Here is a 19445-nt window from a genome sequence, read left to right as displayed (position 1 = left end):
GTTAGCAAAATACTGTATATATTCACAGTATGTCGCCGTCCCCCACCCGCATCGCCGCTGCGCAGCCCGCCCTCGTCCCCGTCGACTCCATCAAGGGCCGCGGCAGCGCGACGGCCATGCCCCACCGCTTCGAGCAGCGCCAGCGCGAGCAGGTCGATGACGGCTGGGGTTCGCTCGACCAGGAAGCGGCCGAGGAGCACCTGCCGCCGGCCACCCAGGTCATCGAGGAGCTGGCGAAGAAGATCGTCACCACCAACCAGTCGCCCGACATCAGCTTCGACTACTCCGTCAACCCGTATCGCGGCTGCGAGCACGGCTGCATCTACTGCTTCGCCCGGCCCACGCACAGCTATCTCAACCTGTCGCCAGGGCTGGATTTCGAGACGCGCATCGTTGCCAAGGTGAATGCCGCCGAGCGCCTGCGCGAGACCCTGGCCTCGCCGCGCTACGAGCCGCGCTCGCTGGTGCTGGGCACGGCCACGGATGCTTACCAGCCGGTCGAGCGTAGGCTGGGCATCACGCGGCGCATCGTCGAGGTGCTGGCCGAGACGCGCCACCCCTTCTCGGTGGTGACCAAGTCCAGCGGCGTCGAGCGCGAGCTGGACCTGATCGCGCCCATGGCCGAGCAGGGGCTGGTGTCGGTCTACCTCTCGGTGACGACGCTGGACAACGAGCTGGCCCGCATCCTCGAGCCCCGCGCCGCGGCGCCCGCGCGGCGGCTGCGCACGATCAAGGCGCTCGCCGAGGCCGGCGTGCCGGTGGGGGTGAGCGTCTCGCCCGTCATTCCGTTCATCAACGAGCCTGAGCTGGAGCGCATCCTGGAGGCCGCCGCCGCCGCGGGCGCCAGCAGCGCCTTCAGCATCCCGGTGCGCCTGCCCTGGGAGGTCAACCCGCTGTTCCAGGACTGGCTGCAGCGCCACTTCCCGGACCGCGCCGACCGCGTCATGGCCCGCATCCGCGACATGCGGGGCGGCAATGACAACGACCCCCGCTTCGGCACGCGCTTCACCGGCGAGGGCGTGTGGGCCGAGCTGCTGCAGGCGCGGTTCGTTCGTGCGGTCAACAAGCTGGGGCTGCGCGACAAGCGGCGGCCGGTGCAGCTGGCCCTGTTCCAGCGGCCGGTCAGGCCCTCGGCCCAGGGCAGCCTGTTCTAGCCGCCCGCGCGGCAGCCGGCCAGCAAGTCCCACTCGGGCTTGTAGACATCCGCCCGCGCGCCGACCCAGCCCATCACGGTGTGGAAGAGGTTGTCGTGCGAGGCCGGCTTGTCGCGCAGGGCTGCCAGGCAGCCGGGCTTGAGCGACGCTGCCAGGCCGCCGCCCTCGGGCACCCACAGGATCATGGGCACGCGGGTCTGCTCGGCCGGCGCCATGGCGTAGGGCATGCCGTGCAGGAAGAGGCCGTTCTCGCCGAGCGACTCGCCGTGGTCGGAGACGTAGAGCATGCCGGGGTCGAAGCGCGTCGCCTGGCCCTGCAGCCAGGCGATGGAGCGGGCCAGCAGGCGGTCGGTCGTGGCGATGGTGTTGTCGTAGCCGTTGACGACCTGCTCGCGCGGGCACTGCTGCAGGGCGTTGCTGCGGCACTCGGGCAGGAAGGGCTTGAGGTCGGGCGGCGAGCGCTTGAAGTAGGCCGGGCCGTGGCTGCCCATCTGGTGCATCACGAGCACGACGCCGCGCTTGACGCGCTCGGGGTCGAGGGCGGCGATGCGCTTGTCCAGCCCGTGCAGCAGCGCCTCGTCGAAGCACTCCTCCTCGCCGAGCTCGTCCTTGGTGCACAGGCCCGGCGGCAGGGGCGCGGCGCCCTCGGGCAGGCGTGCGGTGGAGCTGTTGGGCACGCGGTCGCACAGGCCCTTGCAGCCGCTCTGGTTGTCCAGCCACAGCACGGCCAGGCCGGCGCGCTGCAGCACGTCGAGCAGGTTCTCCTGCGGGCCCTTGAGGTCGCCGAAGGCCGAGCGGCCCAGGGGCGAGAACATGCAGGGCAGTGAGGCGGCGGTGGCCGTGCCGCAGGACGTGACCTGGCGCAGGCTGAGCACCGGCAGTTTGGCCAGTTCGGGATTGGTGGGCCGCTCGTAGCCGTTGAGGCTGAAGTTCATCGCCCGTGCCGTCTCGCCGACGACGAAGAGCAGCAGGGGCGGCTTGGCGCCGGCGGGCTGAGGCAGCAGCCGGGCGTCGGCGCCGATGACGGCGGGCGGGCCGCTCGGCGCGGCCTGGCGGCGCGCACCGGCGCTGGCCAGCGAATAGACGGCGTTCAGCGGCGTGACCATGTAGCGGAGGGTCTTGTAGTTGCGCATGGTCGACGACAGCGTCGCGAACACGCTCAGCGCCAGCACCACCATCGCCACCAGCGCCAGGGCGAAGGCCGCGAGGTTGCCGCCCAGTCGCCGCGTCAGCGGCTGGGCCGGCGCGGCGGGGCGCCGCAGCAGCCAGGCGGCCGGCAGGGCGCCCAGCAGCAGCAGGCTGGCGAAGAGGCGCCAGCTGAGCAGGTCGCGCGTCTCGCGCACGTCGGTCTGCAGCATGTTCACGACCATGGTCGGGTCGAAGACGATGCCGTAGCTGCCGATGAAATGCGCCAGGGCGGCCGACGCGAGCAGCAGCACCACGAGCAGGCCCTTGATGAAGCGCGGCCAGGCCAGCAGGCTGAGCAGGGCGCCGGTGGCGGCGGTGACCATGCCGGCAAAGACCACGGCGAACCCCGGCCCCGCATCGGGCATGGAGGACAGCTGCCGCCACAGCGGCCAGTTCGCCAGCAAGCCCATCCAGAGGGCGGCGAGCCAGGCCTGGGTGAGCGGGCGGGTGGTGTCGGGGCGGAACCAGGTCAGCAGGCGCTTGGGCAGGGACATCGGAACGGTGGGCAAGGTCGGTGCAACCGCGCATTGTCGCGGGCAACCGCGGCCGGCGCTGGGCTGCGGGTTCAGGTGAGGGTCGCGCCGGTGCGCAGGGCGACACCGCCGGTCTCGCGCGACTTGGCGGGTCCGCCGCCCATGGGCTTGACGAAGCGGTTGTGCAGGGTCTCGATCTGCCCGGCCAGCGCCTCGGCGTCCTCGATCTTCTCGGCGTGGCGTTTCAGGACGAGGCTGGCCATGTCGATGAGCTTGGCGTTGCGGGTGGCTTCACCTTGCTGGATGAGCAGTTCGACGGCGGTGCGGGCGCTGCCGCGCATCGAATGGCGCATGGCGGTCTCGGCGACGTTGAAGATCTGGTGATGGCAGTCGCGGAACTGCTGGGCGGCGCCCGCATGCGCTTCGGCCATGGCCACGAGGATCTCGGTGCTGGCCTTGGTCGTGCAGAAGCGCAGGCCCTGCCTGCGCAGGACGGGCATCATCTCCTCGAGCTCGACCTCCTGGCTCGACAGGCGTATCCACAGCGCCGTCAGCAGCGAGGCGGCCTCCAGGTCGAAGTCGCCGGCCTCGGCATGCTCGGTGAACTCGCGCGCGACGACGAGGGCCTGGCCGACGCGGCGCTCCAGCAGGAAGGACAGGCCGCGGAAGACGAGGTCGAAGCGTTGCAGCCGGATGGAACGCGGGGCGCGCTCCAGCGCGCTGCCCACCGCGTCGTGGGCGTACTTGAAGCCCTTGTAGTCCTTGGCGTCGAAGCGCATCAGGCCGATGAGCACGAGGCTGAGCATGTCGAAGAGCTTGGAGCGCAGGCCCTGCGACATGGCCCGCTCCAGCATGCGCAGGGCTTCGGTGCGCTGGCCGGCGTAGAAGCCGAGCGTGCCGCAGCGCTGCAGGCGCAGCAGGCAGCCGGGCGTCAGGGCGGCGGCGGTCTGGTAGGTCTTGAGGGCCTCGGCGAGGTCCCCTTGCTCCATCTGCACATGGCCCATCAGGTCGTGCGAGTCCGCGTAGTCGGGCAGTTCGCCGATCAGGTTCTCCAGCGTGCGGCGGGCCTGCTGCAGGTTGCCGCTGGCGACCTCGGTGCGCGCCACGCCCAGCCGTGCCCAGGGGACGGTCTTGGCGGCGATGATGGCCTCGTACAGGCGCCTGGCGTCGGCGAATCGCTTCAGGCGCAGCAGCAGCTCGGCGCCGATGCGGGCGGCGTAGAGCCAGTATTTGTCCTTGGCCTCGAAGCGTGCCAGGCACAGGTTGGCGGCGGTCTCGAAGTCCTGGGCCTCGATGGCCTCGAAGATGTCCTTGAGGATGCGCTTGCGCTGGCGGGCGCTGGCCAGGCGCTCGCCGAGGTTGGCGCTGGTGTAAGGCTTGATGAGGTAGGCGTCCAGCGCCGCCTCGGCGGCCTCGGCCACCTTGGCGTAGGTGGCCTCGCTGGTCACCATGACGAAGACGGTGGAGTAGGGCAGCAGGCCTTCGCGGCGCAGTTCGTCGAGCAGGTCCTGGCCGGAGGAATCGCTGCTGTCGAAGTGGTAGTCGCACAGCACGATGTCGAAGGCCTGGTGCTCCAGCATCACGCGCGCGTCCTTGACGCGCGGCGTCTGGCGCACGGTGCCGACTCCGAGGTCACGCAGCTGGGCCGACATCAGGCTGCGCGAATTGGCGTTGCTGTCGATGATCAGCGCAGAGGCGTCCTGGATCTGATCGTCCATCAGGAACATGCGAACTCCCGCACCGGCGCGGTGGCGCCAGGATTGAGCGGAGGTCGCGGTTCGGGCATCACTTATGAGGCATGGCTGTGACAGTCCATGGACTTTAGGGTTTCCGAGTCGGAAAGGGAGGGGTGGTTTACGTGCGATGGGGCGGCGATCCGTGACGCTTTCCGCCGCGCGGCCTTCTGCGGCGGCCGGCGGGTGCCGGACGTGAAAAAGCCGCAGGCCCGGGCGGGCGCTGCGGCTTCGTGCGAGCGGGGACTTACTTGAAGAGGTCCTTGACCCGGTCCGTCCAGCTCTTGGCGTTGGGCGAGTGGCGTTCGCCGCCCTTCTTGAGCGACTCGTCCAGCTCCTTGAGCAGCTTCTTCTGGTGCTCGGTGAGCTTGACCGGCGTCTCGATGGCGATGTGGCAGTACAGGTCGCCCGGGTAGCTGGAGCGCACGCCCTTGATGCCCTTGCCGCGCAGGCGGAAGGTCTTGCCGTGCTGGGTGCCCTCGGGCAGTTCGATCTCGGCCTTGCCGCCGAGGGTGGGCACCTCGATGGTCCCGCCCAGCGCGGCCGTGACCATGGACACCGGCATCGTGCAGTGCAGGTCGTCGCCGTCGCGCTCGAAGATGTCGTGCTGCTTGATGCGGATCTCGATGTAGAGATCGCCGCTCGGGCCGCCGTTCACGCCGGGCTCGCCGTTGCCCGCGGAGCGGATGCGCATGCCCTCGTTGATGCCGGCGGGGATCTTGACCTCCAGCGTCTTCTGCTTCTTGACCTTGCCCTGGCCGTTGCAGGTGGTGCAGGGCTCGGGAATGATCTTGCCGGTGCCGTGGCAGTGCGGGCAGGTCTGCTGGATGCTGAAGAAGCCCTGGCGCATGTGCACCGTGCCCGAGCCGCCGCAGGAGCCGCAGGTCTTGGCGCTGGTGCCGGGCTTGGCGCCGGAGCCGCCGCAGGTCTCGCAGTTCTCCCAGCTCGGGATGCGGATCTGCGTCTCCTTGCCGCGGGCGGCTTCTTCGAGCGTGATCTCCATGGCGTAGCTGAGGTCGCTGCCGCGGTAGACCTGCTGGCCACCGCCGCGCCGGCCACCCCCGCCGCCGCCGCCGAAGATGTCGCCGAAGATGTCGCCAAAGGCCTCGGCGAAGCCGCCGAAGCCTTCCGCGCCCGGGCCGCCGCGGCCGGCGCCCATGTTGGGGTCGACGCCGGCATGGCCGTACTGGTCGTAGGCCGCCCGCTTCTGGGCGTCGGTGAGCATCTCGTAGGCCTCCTTGGCCTCCTTGAATTTCTCCTCGGCAGCCTTGGCCCCGTCACCCTGGTTGCGGTCAGGGTGGTATTTCATGGCCAGCTTGCGGTAGGCCTTCTTGATGTCCTCCTCGGTCGCGTTCTTGGCGACGCCGAGGACTTCGTAGTAATCACGCTTGGAAGCCATTGCTCTTCTCTTCAAGGGCAAAGGCCCGGCGACGCTACACGAGCGCCGCCGGGCCGGAACGTCGACGGCTTTACTTGCTGTCCTTGACTTCCTTGAACTCCGCGTCCACGACGTTGTCGTCGGCCGGGCGCTTGGCGTCGCCCTGCGGCGCCGCCTGTGGCTGCTCGCCGGCACCGGCCGCCGCGGCAGCAGCGGCCTGGGCCCCCTGCTGGTCGGCGTAGATCTTCTCGCCCAGCTTCTGGCTGGCCGTCATCAGGGCCTCGGTCTTGGCCTCGATCGCGGCCTGGTCGTCGCCCTTGATGGCTTCTTCCAGGTCCTTGACGGCGGCCTCGATCTTCTCCTTCTCGCCGGCTTCGAGCTTGTCGCCATGCTCGGAGAGCGACTTGCGTACGCTGTGCACCATGCCGTCGGCCTGGTTGCGGGCCTGCACGAGCTCGACCTTCTTCTTGTCCTCGGCGGCGTTGGCCTCGGCGTCCTTCACCATCTTCTCGATCTCGGCCTCGGAGAGGCCCGAGTTCGCCTTGATGGTGATCTTGTTTTCCTTGCCGGTGCCCTTGTCCTTGGCGCCGACGTGCAGGATGCCGTTGGCGTCGATGTCGAAGCTGACCTCGATCTGGGGCACGCCGCGCGGGGCCGGCGGGATGCCTTCGAGGTTGAACTCGCCCAGCGACTTGTTGGCCTGGGCCAGCTCGCGCTCGCCCTGGTAGACCTTGATGGTCACGGCCGGCTGGTTGTCCTCGGCCGTCGAGAAGGTCTGGCTGAACTTGGTCGGGATGGTCGTGTTCTTCTTGATCATCTTGGTCATCACGCCGCCCAGGGTCTCGATGCCCAGGGACAGGGGGGTGACGTCGAGCAGCAGCACGTCCTTGCGCTCGCCGCCCAGGACCTGGCCCTGGATGGCGGCACCGACGGCCACGGCCTCATCGGGGTTGACGTCCTTGCGCGGCTCCTTGCCGAAGAACTCCTTGACCTTCTCCTGCACCTTGGGCATGCGGGTCATGCCGCCGACGAGGATGACGTCGTCGATGTCGCCCACCGACACGCCGGCATCCTTGATGGCGATGCGGCAGGGCGCCATGGTGCGCTCGATCAGCTCGTCAACCAGGGACTCCAGCTTGGCGCGGGTCAGCTTGACGTTGAGGTGCTTGGGGCCCGAGGCGTCGGCCGTGATGTAGGGCAGGTTGACGTCGGTCTGCGAGCTGTTGGAGAGCTCGATCTTGGCCTTCTCGGCAGCTTCCTTCAGGCGCTGCAGGGCCAGCACATCCTTGGTCAGGTCGACGCCCTGCTCCTTTTTGAACTCGGTGACGATGTAGTCGATGATGCGCTGGTCGAAGTCCTCGCCGCCGAGGAAGGTGTCGCCGTTGGTGGACAGCACCTCGAACTGCTTCTCGCCGTCGACGTCGGCGATCTCGATGATGGAGATGTCGAAGGTACCGCCGCCGAGGTCGAAGACGGCGATCTTGCGGTCACCCTTGCCGTGCTTGTCCAGGCCGAAGGCCAGGGCCGCGGCGGTGGGCTCGTTGATGATGCGCTTGACGTCCAGGCCTGCGATGCGGCCGGCGTCCTTGGTGGCCTGGCGCTGGCTGTCGTTGAAGTAGGCCGGCACCGTGATGACGGCCTCGGTCACTTCCTCGCCAAGGTAGTCCTCGGCGGTCTTCTTCATCTTGCGCAGCACCTCGGCGCTGACCTGCGGGGGCGCCAGCTTCTTGCCACGCACCTCCACCCAGGCGTCGCCGTTGTCGGCGGCGGCGATGGTGTAGGGCATCAGGTCGATGTCCTTCTGGACTTCCTTCTCGCCGAACTTGCGGCCGATCAGGCGCTTGACGGCGTAGAGCGTGTTCTTGGGATTGGTGACGGCCTGGCGTTTGGCCGAGGCGCCGACGAGGATTTCGCCGTCTTCCTGGTAGGCAATGATGGACGGCGTGGTGCGTGCGCCCTCGGCGTTCTCGATCACGCGGGTGGTGTTGCCTTCCATGACGGCGACGCACGAGTTCGTGGTGCCCAGGTCAATGCCGATGATCTTTCCCATTGTTGTGCTCCTGATGAATGCTTGATGCTGTTCGATTTGTGGATAACTCGCCGCGCTTCAAGAGGCGGCGGGCTGTGAATTACTTCGGCGCACTGACGGTGACGAGGGCCGGGCGCAGCACCCGGTCGGCGATGAGGAAGCCTTTTTGCAGCACCGCGACGACGGTGTTGGGCTCCTGCTCCGCCGGCACGACCGAGATGGCCTGGTGCTGGTGGGGGTCGAACTTCGTGCCGGCGGCCGGGTTGACCTCGACGACCTTGTTGCGCTCCAGCGCGCTGGAGAGCTGGCGTCGCGTCGCGTGCACGCCTTCGAGCACGGTCTCGACGGCGGCGCCGGGCGTCGCGATGGCGGCCTCCAGGCTGTCCATCACCGGCAGCATGGCCTCGGCGAAGCCTTCGATGGCGAACTTGCGGGCCTTGGCAACGTCTTCCTCGGCACGGCGGCGGATGTTCTCCACTTCGGCCTTGGCACGCAGGTAGGCATCGCTCATCTCGGCCAGGCGGCCTTCGAGTTCGGCGATCTTGATCTCCGGGTTGAGGTCGGCGGCCGTGGGCTCGGAGGCACCGGCCGGATCTTCGGGCAGGGGGGTGTCGGTCGTCATGGCAGAAAAAAGGGCTATCGCGCGGACATGGGGCGCCATGCCCTGGTTTCAAGAGGGGAGATTCGAAAAGATGAAGGGATTCAGCCCGGTTCGTCGTCCAGGTCGTCGACCGAGGCGGACCAGCGGTCCCAGTCGGCCAGGCGGCGGCGGTCCTGCTTGGTGGGCCGGCCCTGGGTGATGGTAGCCGCCGGCTCGGGGGCCAGGCGGCGGGCCTCGGCGGCGGCTTCGCGGGCCGTGATGCTGGCCGGCGTCTCGGCGTAGAGGGCCTGGGCCTGGGGCGCCGGGCCGCGCTGGTTGGACAGTCCCTTGACCTCGACCTCGCGGACCAGGGGGCCGATGCGCACGCTGATCAGGTCGCCGACCTTCACGTCCCGCGCCGGCTTGACCGGCTGGCCGCCGATGCGCACCCGGCCGAGGTTGATCTCCTCCACGGCCAGGGCGCGGGTCTTGTAGAAGCGTGCCGCCCAGAGCCATTTGTCCAGGCGCATGCTGGCCGGCGCCTCGCTCATTCGCGGGCTCCGGCGGCCAGGGCGCGCTGGCGTTGCAGGGCCAGGGTGTCGGCATGGGGCGCGTCCGTCGGCCAGCCCTGCAGGTGGCGCTCGGCCAGGGCGGCGATGGCGCGGATGCCGGCGGGATGGTCGTTGAGGCAGGGGATGTAGGCGAAGCGCTGGCCGCCGGCGGCGAGGAAGGCGTCGCGGGCCTCCTGGGCGATCTCCTCCAGCGTCTCGAGGCAGTCCGCCGCGAAGCCGGGGCAGATGACGTCCACCGACTTGGCGCCGCCCCGGGCCAGGGCGACCAGGCTGGGCTCGGTGTAGGGCTGCAGCCACTTGGCCCGGCCGAAGCGGCTCTGGAAGCTCACCAGCCAATCCCCCTCCTTCAGGCCCAGCGCCTCGGCCAGCAGGCGGCCGGTCTTGAGGCACTCGCAGTGGTAGGGGTCGCCCAGGTGCAGGGTGCGCTCGGGCATGCCGTGGAAGCTCATCACCAGCTTCTCGCCGCGGCCGTCGCGCTGCCAGTGCTCGCGCACGGTCTGGGCGAGGGCGGCGATGTAGCCGGCGTCGTCGTGGTAGCGGTTGACGAAGCGCAGCTCGGGCAGGTGGCGGGTCTTGAGGGCCCAGCGGGCCACGTCGTCGACGACGCTGGCCGTCGTGGCGCCCGAGTACTGCGGATAGGCCGGCAGCACCAGCACGCGCCGCACGCCTTCGCGCTTGAGGGCGTCGAGCGTGGCCGCGATGGCGGGCTGGCCGTAGCGCATGGCGCAGGCCACGCGCACGCGCAGGCCGCGCTCGCCGAGCAGGCCTTGCAGCAGCTTGGCCTGGCGTTCAGTCCAGACCTTGAGCGGCGAGCCCTCGGGCGTCCAGACGGTGGCGTACTTGGCGGCCGACTTGGCCGGCCGCACGCGCAGGATGATGCCGTGCAGGATGAGCGCCCAGACGAGCCGGGGGATCTCGACGACGCGCGGGTCCGACAGGAACTGGGCGAGGTAGCGGCGCAGCGCCGGCGCGGTGGGGGCGTCGGGCGTGCCGAGGTTGCACAGCAGGACGGCCACGTCGGTGGCCGTGGAGGCGGCGCCGTGGCGCTGCGGCGGTTCGGGCAGAAAAGGCATGTCAGTTGTTGATGTTTGCGGGCTGAGCGCTGGGCCGCTCCCGAGCCGGCCCGCACGGGCGATGTGCCTGCGGCTCGACGCCGCGGGCATCGCCGTCCCCTCGGGGGCTGAGGCCGGACACGGCAAGTCCAGTGGACTTGCCGTGCCTGCCGAAGGGCAGTCGCTCTGTCGGCTGCGCGGCCTGCAAGGCCGGCCAAGGTACTCCTTGGACGAGGGGCTCCATCTCTAGCGCCGCGAGCGCGGGCTGCCGAAGGGCTGGGGTTCGGTGTCGGCGAAGTGCAGCACCTCGAAGCGCACGATGGGCGACTGCTCATCGCTGGGCAGGCCGCCCAGGCTGATGATGCCGCTGCCGTGCAGGGTGCAACTGCCCCGCTTGAGGCTGAGCAGCTCGCCCGAATCGCCGAAGCGCACATAGGTGCCGTTGTAGGAGAGGTCGGTCAGCTCGAAGCTGCTGCCCTGCCAGTCGATGCGGGCATGCGAGCGCGAGACCCGGGCGTCGGTGATGCAGTAGGTGGCCTGTACGCTGCGGCCGAGGATGATGGGCATGGCGTCGATGTCGAAGACGCGGTCCAGGTCCTGCCAGATCAGCCGCATGCCGTCGGGCTCGACCGAGCGCATGGGTTCGCCGAACTGCGTGGCCGCCGCATCGGCGCTCATCAGCGGCGCGGCGTCCAGCCGGTAGACGTGCACGGGCTCGACGCGGCCGCGCACCGAGATGCGGTCCAGGCTGCGGAAGCGCCCCTTGGAGGCGTGGTGCAGGCCGGCCAGCACCTCGGCGGTGATGAGGATCTCGCCATCGCCCGCGTGGTCGATGAGCCGGGCGGCGACGTTGACGGCGTCGCCGAAGCAGTCGCCGTTGAGCTCGACGACCTCGCCGCGCGCCAGCGCCACCTGCAATCGCATGGCCAGCATCGCGGGGTTGTTGAGGCGGCGGGCGCGCTGCACGGTGCGCTCGAGCAGTTCCTGCATGCGCTGCGCGGCGCGCACGCCGTCGCGGGGCGTCTCGAAGGCTGCCATCAGGCCATCGCCGAGGGTCTTGATGAGCTGGCCGCCGCTCTCCAGCACGGCCTCGCTGATCTGCCCGACCGTCTGCGTCACCAGGGCGCTCGCCTCGGCATTGCCCAGGGACTCGTAGAGCCCGGTGCTGCCACGCAGGTCGGCGAAGAGGACGGTGCGCTCGCGGATCGCGGTCATGGGGTCAGTGTAGGACGTCAAAAAGGCCGGAGTGGCCGGCCTTTGCGTGGGTTCGCGCGCAATTTGTGCCGTGCCTCGCTGAGCGAGTCACGGCGCAAACTCCGTGCAGGCTGCTGCGCAGCCCGCGCCGCCTTGCGGCGGCCATGTTCATGGCCAACCTTACAGGTTGTCCAGGTACGTGCGGAGTTTGTCACTCCGGCTCGGGTGCTTGAGCTTGCGGATGGCCTTGGCCTCGATCTGGCGGATGCGCTCGCGGGTGACGTCGAACTGCTTGCCGACTTCCTCCAGCGTGTGGTCGCTCTGCATCTCGATGCCGAAGCGCATGCGCAGCACCTTGGCCTCGCGCGGGGTCAGCGAGTCGAGGATGTCCTTCACCACGTCGCGCAGGCCGGCCTGCATCGCCGCCTCGATGGGCGCCGTGTTGTTGGTGTCCTCGATGAAATCGCCCAGGTGGCTGTCGTCGTCGTCGCCGATCGGCGTCTCCATGGAGATCGGCTCCTTGGCGATCTTCATGATCTTGCGGATCTTGTCCTCGGGGATCTCCATCTTCTCGGCCAGCGTGGGCGCATCGGGCTCGTAGCCGAACTCCTGCAGGTGCTGGCGCGAGATGCGGTTCATCTTGTTGATCGTCTCGATCATGTGAACCGGGATGCGGATGGTGCGGGCCTGGTCGGCGATGGAGCGCGTGATGGCCTGACGGATCCACCACGTGGCATAGGTCGAGAACTTGTAGCCGCGGCGGTATTCGAACTTGTCGACCGCCTTCATCAGGCCGATGTTGCCTTCCTGGATCAGGTCCAGGAACTGCAGGCCGCGGTTGGTGTACTTCTTGGCGATGGAGATCACGAGGCGCAGGTTGGCCTCGATCATTTCCTTCTTGGCGTCGCGCGAGGCCTTCTCGCCCTCGTTCATGCGCTTGTTGATCTCCTTGAGATCGTCCAGCGGCACGACGGCCTTGGCCTGGATGTCGATGAGCTTCTGCTGCAGCTCCTGTACGGGCGGCAGGTTGCGGCTGAGGATGACGCTGTAGGGCTTGCCCGCGGCGACTTCCTTCTCCGACCACTTCAGGTTCAGCGCATTGGGCGGGAAGGTCTTGATGAAGTGCTCTTGCGGCATGCCGCACTTGTCCACCACGATCTTGCGCAGTTCGCGCTCGTAGCGGCGCACGTCGTCCACCTGGCTGCGCAGGATGTCGCAGAGCTTCTCGATGGTCTTGACCGTGAAGCGGATGGTCATCAGCTCGCTGCTGATGGCCTGCTGGGCCTTGTTGTAGGCGGGCGACTTGTAGCCTTCCTTCTCGAAGGCCTTGCGCATCTTGTCGAAGCTGGCGGTGATGAGGTCGAACTTCTCCAGCGCCGCGGTCTTGAGCTCCTCGAGCTTCTTGGTCAGGGCCTTGGAGCCGCCGTTGCCGTCGTCGTCGTCTTCCTCGTCGAACTCGTCGAAGTCTTCCTCGGCCACGTAGTCGTCGGCCTCGTCCTCGGCCACGAAGCCGTCGACGACGTCGGAGATCTGCATCTCGCCGGCGCGGATCTTGTTGGCCATCTCCAGGATGTGGGCGATGGTCGTGGGCGAAGCCGAGATGGCCAGCATCATGGCCTGCAGGCCACCTTCGATGCGCTTGGCGATCTCGATCTCGCCCTCACGCGTCAGCAGCTCGACCGTGCCCATCTCGCGCATGTACATGCGAACCGGGTCGGTCGTGCGGCCGAATTCCGAATCCACCGTGGACAGCGCGGCTTCGGCGGCTTCCTCGGCCTCCTCCTCGGTGGAGGTGGTGGTCGTGTTGCCCTGGATCAGCAGCGTCGCGGCGTCAGGTGCCTGCTCGTAGACGGCGATGCCCATGTCGTTGAGCATGGACACGATGGCCTCGAGGATTTCCTCGTTGACCAGCTTCTCGGGCAGGTGGTCGTTGATTTCCTGGTGGGTCAGGAAGCCGCGCGTCTTGCCCATCTTGATGAGGGTCTTGAGCTCCGTGCGGCGCTTGACGGCCTCCTCTTCGGTCAGGGCGGTCTCTTCCAGGCCGAACTCGCGCATCAGCGCGCGCTCCTTGGCGCGGCTGACCTTCATGCGCAGCGGCTTGGCCTTGACGGCTTCCTCTTCGACCGCGACCACCTCCTCGGCTTCGGGCTCCTCGCCCCCGACCTCGGCGTCGATGTCGGAGAAGTCCTCTTCTTCCTCTTCGGTCGCCTTCTTGCCGGCCTTCTTGTTCTCGGTGGCGGCCTTGGGCTTGCGGCCGCGCTTGGGCTTGTCTTCCTCGGTGGCGGCCGGCTTGGCAGCCTTCGCCGCGGGCTTGGCCGCAGCCGCCTTGGTGGCCTTGACCGGCGCTTCGGCGGCGGACGCCTTGGCGGCAGGCTTCTTCTTGGGCTCTTCGGCGGGAGCGGGGGCGGCCTTGGGCGCGGTCTTCTTGGCGGTCATGCAGGTCCTTCGAGGGGTTTGCGCGGTCAATTCACAAATGCAGCAGCCACCGCTGCCGGCCCGGGCTCGGCGTCAAGCCGGCGGGGCTGGGGGCGGTGGCTTTCGTCGCCAGGTATCACTCGATGATCGGGCGAGGGACCGGGCGTGGCGCGAACAAGCTGGCGTGATCGTTTGGAGTGCAGAGGTGGCGGATGGTTTGGCCTTCAAAACCTGTTCGGTTGCCCAGTGTCGCTGGGTGGCCGGGCCCGGCATCTCTCTGCCGTCACTCTTGTTGACGCGCGCGGAAAACGTTGAATTATCTGCCAAATTCATCGGCAGGTCAAAAATGGCCCCCAAAAGAGCCGATCAGGCTGCCTTGGCGCCACCCCGGCCCCGGAGCTCGTCGGCACGTTCGCGCAGTTGGCGGTAACGCTGCCGGTCGGCATCGCCGAGCGACGGCCGGGCCAGAAGGGCGGCGATTTCGGCCTCGATCTGGGCCAGCCAGAGCTGGCGCATCACCGCGGCCAGCTCGCTGGCGGGCTCGGCTTCGCCGCCGAGGTCGCGGGCAGGGCGCATCAGGCGGGCCGCCGTGTCGGCCAGGCCGTCGGCGGCCAGGCCCGCCTCGACGGCCGCCCAGGGCGTGGCGCCGTGGTGGGTGAGCTGGCGTTCCAGCCAGTGGATGAGTTCTCCATGGCTGCCGCTCAGGTCGTGCAGGAGGGCGTGGTCTTCGGCGGGCAGGCCTTCCCACAGTTCGCTGTGGAGCAGCAGCAGCCGCACGGCATGGTCGGCCGCGGTGGCGGGCGTGGCGCGCGGGCCGGCGGGGCGTTCCTCCTCGTCGCGGCGCTTCCATCCGCCCTTGCCCTTCCACTCTCCCTTGGGCTTCCATTCGCCCTTGGGTTGCCAGCGGGGTTTCTCGGGCGGCGGGGGGGCGGCGGGTGCTCCCGCGGACGGAGCCGGCGCGGCAGCCTCGCCCAGCCACAGGCCCTGTAACTCGCCTTCGGGCATCTGGCCCTGGCGGGCGATCTCGCCGAGCAGCTGGCGGCGCAGCAGGCCGGCCGGAAGCAGGGCCCACAGCGGCCGGGCCTGGTTGAGCATGCGGGCGCGGCCCTCCGGCGTGCCGAGGTCGCAGCCCTCGCCGGCGACGGCGATGAGCTGGCGCGACAGCGGCACGGCGCCCTCCACGCAGCGCTCGAAGGCCTCGGCGCCGAGCTCGCGGACGTAGGAGTCGGGATCGTGCTCCGGCGGCAGGAAGAGGAACTTGACGGTGTGGGTCTCCGTCGCGTGCGGCAGGGCGGCCTCGAGCGCGCGCACGGCGGCGCGGCGGCCGGCGGCGTCGCCGTCGAAGCTGAACACCACGCTGTCCGTGAAGCGGAAGAGCTTGTGCACGTGGTCGGCCGTGCAGGCGGTGCCGAGCGTGGCCACCGCATTGCCGAAGCCGTGCTGGGCCAGGGCGACGACGTCCATGTAGCCCTCCACCACCAGGGCGTAGCCGCGCTGGCGCAGGGCCTGGCGGGCTTCGTACAGGCCATAGAGCTCGCGGCCCTTGCTGAAGACGGGCGTCTCGGGCGAGTTCAGGTACTTGGGCTCGCCCTTGTCGAGCACGCGCCCGCCGAAGCCGATGACTTCGCCCTGCACGTTGCGGATGGGAAACATTACCCGGTCGCGGAAGCGGTCGTAGCGTTTGCTTTCCTGACCTGGCTCGGCCTCAGGCGCAATGACCAGGCCCGACTCGACCAGCTGCGGGTCGTCGTAGGACGGGAAGCCGCTGGCGAGCGACCGCCAGCCCTCCGGGGCGTAGCCCAGGCCGAAGCGGGCGGCGATCTGGCCCGTGAGGCCGCGGCCCTTCAGGTAGGCGACGGCGCGGGACGACTTGCGCAGCTGGGCCTTGTAGAACTCCGCCGCCCGGGCCAGTACCTCGGTGAGGCTCTGCTGCCTGGCCTTCTCGGCCTGGGCGCGCTCGCGCTGCTCGGGGCTGCGCTCGTCCTGCGGCACCTGCATGCCGACCTGCTGGGCCAGGTCCTCCACGGCCTCGACGAAGCCGGCGCCGGTGTGCTCCATCAGGAAGCCGATGGCGTTGCCGTGGACGCCGCAGCCGAAGCAGTGGTAGGTCTGGCGGCTCGGGCTGACGATGAAGCTCGGCGACTTTTCGCCGTGGAAGGGGCACAGGCCCTTGTGGTTGATGCCCGCCTTCTTCAGCTCCACATGGCGGCCCACCACGTCGACGATGTCGACGCGGGACAGCAGGTCATGGATGAAGCCTTGGGGAATCACCCCGGGAGTTTACGGATTCACCCGCGACGGCGCCTTCAGCTGCTCCGCCCAGTCGCTGCCGGCGAAGGACTCGATCCAGCCGGGCAGGGCCTTGGCCGGCATCGCCGCCCCGATGCCATTGCCCTGGCCCAGCCGGCAGCCCAGGCGCAGGAGTTCGCGCGCATGGGCGCGGCTCTCGACGCCCTTGGCCAGCACGGCGCAGCCGATGTTGCGCCCCAGGCCGATGACGCTCTCCACCAGCGACAGGTCCTGGGCGTCGCCGAGCATGCCCTGCACGTAGCTGCGGTCGAGCTTGAGGGTGTCGACCGGCAGCTGCTTGAGAGAGGACAGCCGCGAGTAGCCGGCGCCGAAATCGTCCAGTGCGACGCCGACGCCCAGCGCCAGGCAGCGCTGGATCAGCGCCTGCGCGGCCAGGGTTTCGGCCAGGGCGTCGGACTCCAGCACGTCGAGCTGCAGCAGATGAGCGATCTCGGGCGGCTGGCGCTGGATGAGCTCCTGCAGGCGCTGCGGGAAGTCCGGGCGGCTCAGCTGGCGGGCGGCCACGTTGACGCTGATGGGCAGGCCGCGGCCACCGTTGAGCCCCTCCTGCCGCCAGACCGCCGCCTGCACCAGGGCCTGCTCGATGACCCAGTCGCCGATCTGGACGGTCAGGCCCGTCGCGGCGATCAGCGGCAGGAAATGGGCCGGCGCCAGCAGGCCGCGATCCGGGTGCTGCCAGCGCAGCAGCGCCTCGGCGCCCACGACCTGGCCGGTGCGCAGGTCGATCTGGGGCTGGTAGTACAGCAGCAGCTCGTCGTGGTCCAGGGCCCGCTGCAGCCGGGCGACGGCGATCAGGCCGGCCTCGTCGCGCTGGTCCAGCGCCGGGTCGTGGAATTGCACGGCCCGGCGGCCCGCATGTTTGGCGCGGTAGAGGGCGTGGCCGGCGTGGCGCAGCAGCGTTTCGGGATCGGCATCGTCCAGCGGATACAGCGTCGCGCCCATGCTGGCGCCGACCTCGAGCGCCAGGCCGTTGCCGATCCGGCTTTCGCGGATGGCCACCGGCGTGGACAGCAGGCCCAGCAGGCGGTCCACGGCGCGCTGGGCTTCCTCGGGCGTCTGCACGCGCAGCAGCACGGCGAATTCGTCGCCGTGCAGCCGTGCGAGGTGGTCGGCCGTGTCGGGCCAGGCGCCGCGCGCGCCGCGCAGCGTGGCCTGCAGCCGGCCGCTGAGCTGCTGCAGCACGGCGTCGGCCACCAATTGGCCGTGCTCCGAATTGACGCGGCCGAAGTCATCCAGGTCGATGACGCCCACGACGAGCTTGAAGCCGTCACGGTTGGCCGCTGCCATCGCCTCCTGCATCAGGCGCATGAATTCGTCCCGGTTGGGCAGGCCGGTGGTGATGTCGTAGCGCAGGCGGCGGCGCAGCAGCTCCTGCTGGCGCAGGGTCTCGCCGAGGTCGGTGAGGCTGAGCACGCGCCAGCGCGGGCTGGCGGCGTCCGGCTCGGGCACGGGGCTGAGCTTGGCCGCGAAGACGTGCCGGCCGCCATCGTCCAGCTCCACCTGCAGCTGGCCGCTCCACGGCTGGCCGGCATTCAGCTCGGCCTGCAGCTCGGCCGGGTCGAGGCCGCTGCGCTGCAGGTTGGCCAGGCTGAGCGGCGCGGCGGCGCGGCCGATCAGGGCTTCGCGCGAGGCGTGCACGATCTCGCAGTAGGCCGGGTTGACCTCGACGATGCGCCATTGCGTATCGATGACCGCCAGGCCCTCTCCGGCCTGCTGGAAGAGGGTGGCCGACATGCGCTCGCGCTCCTCGGCCATGTGGCGCCAGCTGACGTCGGCCAGGGTGGCGACGAGGCTGCGCGCGCGGCCCCGGCGGTCGCGTTGCGGGACGTGGGCCTGCAGCTCGTGCCAGCGCCAGTCGCCACCGTCGGCGGCGATGCGCAGTGCCAGGCCGAGCTGGTCCTGCCCCGGCCGGGCGAGCAGTTCGCGCAGGGCACGGCGCACGGTCTCGCGGTCGCGCGGGTGGGCGACGCGGACCCAATCCAGCGGCGCACTGCCGGCGCGGGCGGCCGGGTCGACGGGGGTCGTCAGCGCGAGCCAGCGTGCCGAGGCGTGGCGGCGGCCCTCGGGCAGGCGCCATTCCGCCAGCGCCAGGCCCAGGGCCTCCAGGGCGATGCGCCAGCCGTCGCGCTCGCGCACCTGGTGGCGCGTCAGCGCGATGAAGGCCAGCGGCAGCAGAGCCAGCAGGGCGCCGGCGCCAACGGCAGCGGGCTCGGCCGGTGCGCCCAGGGCCCACAGCGCCAGCAGGCCGGCGCCGAGCCGCGCGTTGTGGCGGGGCGTGGCCTGCAAAGCGTGCAGGCACAGCAGCAGATGGGGTGCCAGCAGCAGGTCGCCCGCGGCGGGCCGCCACGCCAGGGCGGCCTGCGTGGCGAGGGCGGCGACGGCGATCAGCCGGGCGGCCCAGCGACCGTTGCGCCGCGGGCGCTGAGTGCTGGCCTGCAGGGCGGTGCCGGCGCTCAACAGGGCCAGGGACCAGGCGCCGGCCAGTTCGAGCGCGCCAGCCACGGCGCCGGACCGCGTCAGGCCCAAGGCCAGCAGCACGCCCACGGCCAGCAGGCCCGCCAGCACAGGCGCGGCCACGCCTGCCAGCAGCGCAAAGCCGGCGATCTCCCGGCGGCTGGCCAGGCGGCCCGGCAGCCCGAGGCGGCGCATCAGGCCGCGGTTCAGCACAGCGGCCAGCAGGGGCAGGGCCAGGGTGCTCAGCAGAGGCGCCGAGGCGAGCAGGTCCAGCGGGTCGGCCCGGGGGTCCAGCAGCAGCGGCACGCCGCAGCCCAGCAGCAGGCCTGCCATCACCAGCGGCAGCACCCAGGCGCTCAGCCGCCACAGGGCCGCCAGGCCGATGGCGGCCAGCAGCAGGGGCATGAAGAGATCCGTGGCCGGGATGGTGCCCGCGGGCTGCGGCAGGCGCAGCCAGGCCGGCAGCGCCGGGCCCGTCAGGGCCCAGGCGGCCACGCCACCCCCGGCCAGGCCGGTCAGCCCCGCCAGCAGGACGCGGCGCATCCGCCGCCAGCCGCGTCGGTCATGGATGCGGCGCGGCCCAGGCGGCAGGGTCGTGGAGGGGGGCGGATCCGCGGAGAGCCCGGAGGTGGTGGAGCGGGCGTCGAGGGCGTCCGTCGCCGCAGTGTTCAGGCCCATGGCTTGGCCCGTGCCGCAAGGCCCGGCCCGCGTGCGCTCGGGCGGCAGGGGCGGCGATGCGGGGACATGCCCCGAATCTCGCGGCAGGCCGGCAGCGCCAAGCCTGGGTCAAACCCGGGGCGATGGGGGCTGGACGGCGTGGCGACGGGCATGCGCCGAGTTTAGGCGGCGAGCCGGCGATAAAAGAAAAGGGCCATCCCGGGGATGGCCCTGATTTGAGGGGAGGCCGCGCAGC

12 protein-coding genes are annotated in these 19445 nt (G+C 70.0%); 1 reads left to right on the top strand and 11 read right to left on the bottom strand.

Going from position 1 to position 19445, the window contains the following annotated elements; genetic code table 11:
- Positions 1 to 29: 29 nt before the first annotated feature.
- Complete coding sequence (locus LXT12_RS01860; RefSeq protein ID WP_233388894.1) at positions 30 to 1154, top strand: PA0069 family radical SAM protein; 1125 nt, start codon at positions 30 to 32, stop codon at positions 1152 to 1154.
- Here LXT12_RS01860 and LXT12_RS01855 read toward each other — a convergent pair.
- The 11 genes from LXT12_RS01855 to LXT12_RS01805 all read right to left on the bottom strand — a co-directional run bounded on the left by LXT12_RS01855 (position 1151) and on the right by LXT12_RS01805 (position 19075).
- Positions 1151 to 2836 carry a phosphoethanolamine transferase gene (locus LXT12_RS01855; RefSeq protein ID WP_233388892.1) on the bottom strand — a complete coding sequence of 562 codons (1686 nt, stop codon included), beginning with the start codon at positions 2834 to 2836 and terminating at the stop codon, positions 1151 to 1153. The two genes, LXT12_RS01860 and LXT12_RS01855, sit on opposite strands and share 4 nt — an antisense overlap.
- 71 nt (positions 2837 to 2907) lie before the next feature.
- Positions 2908 to 4533: a response regulator gene (locus LXT12_RS01850; RefSeq protein ID WP_233388890.1), complete on the bottom strand. Its 1626-nt coding sequence runs from the start codon at positions 4531 to 4533 to the stop codon at positions 2908 to 2910.
- A 262-nt stretch (positions 4534 to 4795) separates the two neighbouring features.
- Positions 4796 to 5947 carry a molecular chaperone DnaJ gene (dnaJ, locus tag LXT12_RS01845; RefSeq protein ID WP_233388888.1) on the bottom strand — a complete coding sequence of 384 codons (1152 nt, stop codon included), beginning with the start codon at positions 5945 to 5947 and terminating at the stop codon, positions 4796 to 4798.
- A gap of 70 nt (positions 5948 to 6017) precedes the next feature.
- A complete protein-coding gene (gene dnaK, locus LXT12_RS01840; RefSeq protein ID WP_233388886.1) occupies positions 6018 to 7976 on the bottom strand; it encodes a molecular chaperone DnaK in 1959 nt (652 codons plus the stop codon).
- A 79-nt stretch (positions 7977 to 8055) separates the two neighbouring features.
- A complete protein-coding gene (gene grpE / locus LXT12_RS01835; RefSeq protein ID WP_233388884.1) occupies positions 8056 to 8577 on the bottom strand; it encodes a nucleotide exchange factor GrpE in 522 nt (173 codons plus the stop codon).
- Positions 8578 to 8657: 80 nt separating this feature from the next.
- Entirely contained in the window at positions 8658 to 9086 is a 429-nt protein-coding gene (locus LXT12_RS01830; RefSeq protein WP_233388882.1) for an RNA-binding S4 domain-containing protein, read from the bottom strand.
- Positions 9083 to 10180, bottom strand: a complete 1098-nt coding sequence (gene hemH, locus LXT12_RS01825) for a ferrochelatase (protein WP_233388880.1) — start codon at positions 10178 to 10180, stop codon at positions 9083 to 9085. The genes LXT12_RS01830 and hemH overlap by 4 nt, the downstream gene beginning before the upstream one ends.
- Before the next feature lie 225 nt (positions 10181 to 10405).
- Complete coding sequence (locus tag LXT12_RS01820) at positions 10406 to 11374, bottom strand: adenylate/guanylate cyclase domain-containing protein (RefSeq protein WP_233388878.1); 969 nt, start codon at positions 11372 to 11374, stop codon at positions 10406 to 10408.
- 159 nt (positions 11375 to 11533) lie between these two features.
- Entirely contained in the window at positions 11534 to 13789 is a 2256-nt protein-coding gene (rpoD, locus tag LXT12_RS01815) for an RNA polymerase sigma factor RpoD (RefSeq protein ID WP_233388876.1), read from the bottom strand.
- A 345-nt stretch (positions 13790 to 14134) separates the two neighbouring features.
- The gene (dnaG, locus tag LXT12_RS01810; protein WP_233388874.1) at positions 14135 to 16039 is read right to left on the bottom strand and encodes a DNA primase; all 1905 of its coding nucleotides are present in this window, start codon (positions 16037 to 16039) and stop codon (positions 14135 to 14137) included.
- 9 nt (positions 16040 to 16048) lie between these two features.
- The gene (locus LXT12_RS01805; RefSeq protein WP_233388873.1) at positions 16049 to 19075 is read right to left on the bottom strand and encodes a putative bifunctional diguanylate cyclase/phosphodiesterase; all 3027 of its coding nucleotides are present in this window, start codon (positions 19073 to 19075) and stop codon (positions 16049 to 16051) included.
- Positions 19076 to 19445: the final 370 nt, after the last annotated feature.

It is taken from the genome of Pelomonas caseinilytica, from assembly GCF_021353235.1.
Lineage (GTDB): Bacteria > Pseudomonadota > Gammaproteobacteria > Burkholderiales > Burkholderiaceae_C > Pelomonas > Pelomonas caseinilytica.
This window is presented reverse-complemented; position numbering and strand designations above follow the sequence as displayed.